Source organism: Bacillota bacterium (assembly GCA_023511835.1).
Classification (GTDB): Bacteria; Bacillota; Sulfobacillia; order JAIMAT01; family JAIMAT01; genus JAIMAT01.
Genome location: JAIMAT010000133.1, coordinates 1 through 3,644, shown reverse-complemented (window position 1 = coordinate 3,644; position 3,644 = coordinate 1). Strand labels below are relative to the sequence as shown.

Here is a 3,644-nt window from a genome sequence, read left to right as displayed (position 1 = left end):
GGAGCGCCCCCATGCCCGTCATCAGGCCGGTGGCGCCGGTGTGGAGGCTCACCTTCCAGGCCAGGGTGAGGAGCGTCACCAGCGTCAGCCAGGCCAGGATCGCCTCCAGCGAGCCCTCCAGGAGCGAGCGGGCGGCCCAGCGCCGGGCGAGCGCCCAGGCCAGCGCCGAGCCCGCCCAGGCGACGGGCAGGTAGACGAAGCGCTCGGCCCGCGTCACCAGCTCGGAGCCGCCCCACCAGCCGCGCCGCTTGCCCAGGAGGAGGGCGGCCACGGGCAGCGCCACCGCCGCCAGCCAGGCGGAGGCCACCGCGGACCGCGGCGCCCCGCCGCGCCCCAGCGCGCCCAGGAGCGCCAGCCAGTAGGTCAGCGCCGCGTAGGGCTGGAAGAGCGTGGAGAGGAGGCGCGCCCAGAGCGCGCCCTCCGGCTCGCCGCTCTCGCCGTACGGCGACATGGTGCATCACCCTCCTCCGCAGGAAACGGCGCTCCCGGACTCCCCGGCCGCCGCGCCGGCCCCCGGGCCGCCGCCCCCTACCCCTCCCCCGCGGCCAGCGTCCGCTCGTCCGGCAGCGGTAGCGTCAAGAGCGCACCCGCCAGCGGCAGCCAGGCCAGCACGGCGAAGACGGCGCCCAGGCCCGCGTGGTCGGCCAGCCAGCCCAGCCCCAGCGCGCCCAGCCCGCCCAGGCCGGCGCTGAAGCCGATCATCAGGCCCGAGGCGAGGCCCACGTCGCCCGGCAGGAGCATCTGCCCGTAGACGACGGTGACCGCGAACGAGGAGAGGATGCTGAAGCCGAAGAGGACCAGCGTCGCCACCGCCAGCAGGCCGCCCGCCCGGGGCAGCAGCCAGGCGAAGGGGACGGAGAGGAGCATGGAGGCGAGGAGGAGCCACTTCCTGCCGATGCGGTCGGAGAGGAGGCCGCCCAGGTAGGTGCCCGCCGCGCCCGCCAGCAGGAAGACGAAGGTGAGCAGCTCGCCCCGGGCCAGCGGCACGTGGCGCTGCTGGTAGAGGAAGGGCAGGTAGCCGGAGACGCCCACCTGGGTGAGCGAGCGCGCCAGCACCACCAGCACCAGGAGCGCCAGCGCCCAGGGCCGGTTGCGCCCGCGACTCCGCGTCGGCGAGGCCTGCTCGTGGCGCAGGAGGCCGCCGTACCAGGGGAGGACCGAGCCGGCCAGGAGGAACGCCGCCGCCGCCAGCACCAGGAAGCCCACCAGCCCGTGCAGCCCCGTGCGCAGCACCACCAGCGAGACCGCCAGCGGGCCCAGCGCCACGCCCAGGTTGCCGCCCACCTGCAGCGCCGCCTGGGCGGCGCCGCGCGCGTCGCCGGCGGCCAGGTGGGTGGCGCGCGAGGCCTCGGGGTGGAAGACGCCCGAGCCGACGCCCGAGAGGGCGACCAGGAGGAGCACCCACGCATAGGAAGGGGCCAGGCCGGTCAGCGCGAGCGCCGTCACCGAGAGGGTGGCGCCCAGGGGGAGGAACCAGCTGCGCGGCACCCGGTCGGTGAGATGGCCGAAGAGCGGCTGCATCACCGAGGAGGTGACGTTGGAGACGACCAGCACCGCTCCGGCGCGCGTGTAGTCCAGGTGGAAGGCGGCCTTGTAGAGCGGGAGGAGGGCGGGGACCATGCCCGCGATCATCAGGTCGTTCAGCAGGTGGGCCCCGCTCAGCGCCCAGACCGGGAGGGGTACCCGGCGCGCCGGCGAGGCCTGCTCGAGCGCGGCTTCCATCATTGTGGTCGGGATCCGCTTCCTTCCAGGCGATCTCCGCCTGACGAAAGCCTAGCCCTCCCGCCCGGCCGCGGGCAAGACGGCCGTGCCCCGGGGATTGACGTTGCGTCACTTTACGGGGAGAATCCCTGAAAATCCAGGCCCGCGGGGACGGGCCGGGGGGAGGCGGGAGCGTGGGCGGGAGGCGGGAGTTTCGCCGGGTGATGGCCGCCAACCGCGGGGAGATCGCCACGCGCATCTTCCAGGCCTGCACCGAGCTGGGGAAGAGGACGGTCGCCATCTACGCCGAGGCGGACCTCAGCTCGCTCCACCGCCTGAAGGCCGACGAGGCCTACCCGGTGGGCGCGGGCCGCTCGCCCGTGGAGGCCTACCTGGACATCGAGGGCATCGTCCGGCTGGCGCGGGAGAAGGAGGTCGACGCCATCCACCCGGGGTACGGCTTCCTGGCGGAGAACGCGGCCTTCGCCCGCGCCTGCCGCGCCGCCGGGATCGCCTTCATCGGGCCGGAGCCGCGCCACCTGGAGCTCTTCGGCGACAAGCTGGCCGCCCGCCGCCTGGCGCGCGAGGCGGGGGTGCCCGTCCTGCCGGGGACGGAGGAGCCGGTGGAGGGCGAGGCGGAGGCGCTGGCCTTCGCGCGCGAGCACGGTTTCCCGCTCATGGTCAAGGCGGTGGCGGGCGGGGGCGGGCGCGGCGTCCGCCGCGTGCGCACGCCCGAGGAGCTGCGCGAGGCGCTGGCGGCGGCGCGGCGCGAGGCGGCCGGCGCCTTCGGGCGCGCCGACGTCTACCTGGAGGTGGCGCTGGAGCGGCCCAAGCACGTGGAGGTCCAGATCCTGGCCGACGCCGCCGGCGGCGTCATCGACCTGGGCGAGCGCGACTGCTCGGTCCAGCGGCGCCACCAGAAGATCGTGGAGATGGCGCCGGCCGTCGGCCTCGACCCGGGGCTCCGGCGCGAGCTGCGCCGCGCCGCCGTGGAGCTGATGCGCCGCGCCGGCTACGTCAACGCCGGCACCGTCGAGTTCCTGGTGGGCGAGGACGGGCGCTACGCCTTCATCGAGGTCAACCCGCGCATCCAGGTGGAGCACACGGTGACCGAGCTGGTGACGGGCGCCGACCTGGTTCAGGCGCAGATCCGCATCGCCGAGGGCTGGCGGCTGGAGGAGCTGGAGGGCATCCTGCCCGGGCCGGGGCCGCTGGAAGCGCGCGGCGTCGCCATCCAGTGCCGCGTCACCAGCGAGGACCCGGCCAACGGCTTCCTGCCCGACACCGGGCGGATCACCGCCTTCCGCGCCCCGGGCGGCTTCGGCGTCCGCCTGGACGTGGGCGCCGGCCACCCCGGCGCCGAGGTGACGCCCTGGTACGATCCGGTGCTGGTCAAGGTGAGCACCTGGGGACCGACGCTGGAGCAGGCGGCGGCCAAGATGCGCCGCGCGCTCGGCGAGATCCGCGTGCGCGGCGTGCGCACCAACCTGCCCTTCCTGGAGAACGTGGTCCGCCACCCGCTCTTTCTCGCCGGGCGCGCCGCCGTCGACTTCGTGGAGGGGCACCCCGAGCTCTTCCGCTTCCCGCCGCGGCGCGACCGCGGCTCGAAGCTCCTCCGCTACATCGGCGAGGTGACGGTCCACGGCGCCGCCTTCGCGGGCCTCCCCGCCGGCGCGGCGCGGCCCGCCCCCGCCCCGGCGCCGGCGCGCGCGGCGGAGCGGGTCCGGGAGGCGGGCGCCGGGCGGGAGGAGAGGCCCGGCCCCTGGGGCGACCGCCCGCCGCGCCGCATCCTCCAGCAGGAGGGGCCGGAGGCGCTGGCGCGCCGGGTGCTGGAGCGGCGCGAGCTGCTCCTCTGCGACACGAGCCTGCGCGACGCCCACCAGTCGCTCCTGGCCACGCGGGTGCGGACGCGCGACCTGGTCGAGGTGGCGGAGGCGGCGGCC

General features: G+C 76.2%; 3 protein-coding genes. 1 reads left to right on the top strand and 2 read right to left on the bottom strand.

What is annotated here, in order from left to right; all coding sequences use genetic code 11:
• Together K6U79_11325 and K6U79_11320 are read right to left on the bottom strand one after the other, a co-directional pair.
• Window positions 1-451 (bottom strand): hypothetical protein (locus K6U79_11325; GenBank protein MCL6522943.1); only part of this gene is annotated, 451 nt, incomplete at its 3' end.
• A gap of 77 nt (window positions 452-528) precedes the next feature.
• Entirely contained in the window at window positions 529-1,722 is a 1,194-nt protein-coding gene (locus K6U79_11320) for an MFS transporter (GenBank protein MCL6522942.1), read from the bottom strand.
• Between the two features lie 203 nt (window positions 1,723-1,925).
• Here K6U79_11320 and K6U79_11315 point away from each other — a divergent pair.
• A partial coding sequence (locus K6U79_11315) for an ATP-grasp domain-containing protein (GenBank protein MCL6522941.1) occupies window positions 1,926-3,644 on the top strand: 1,719 nt, incomplete at its 3' end.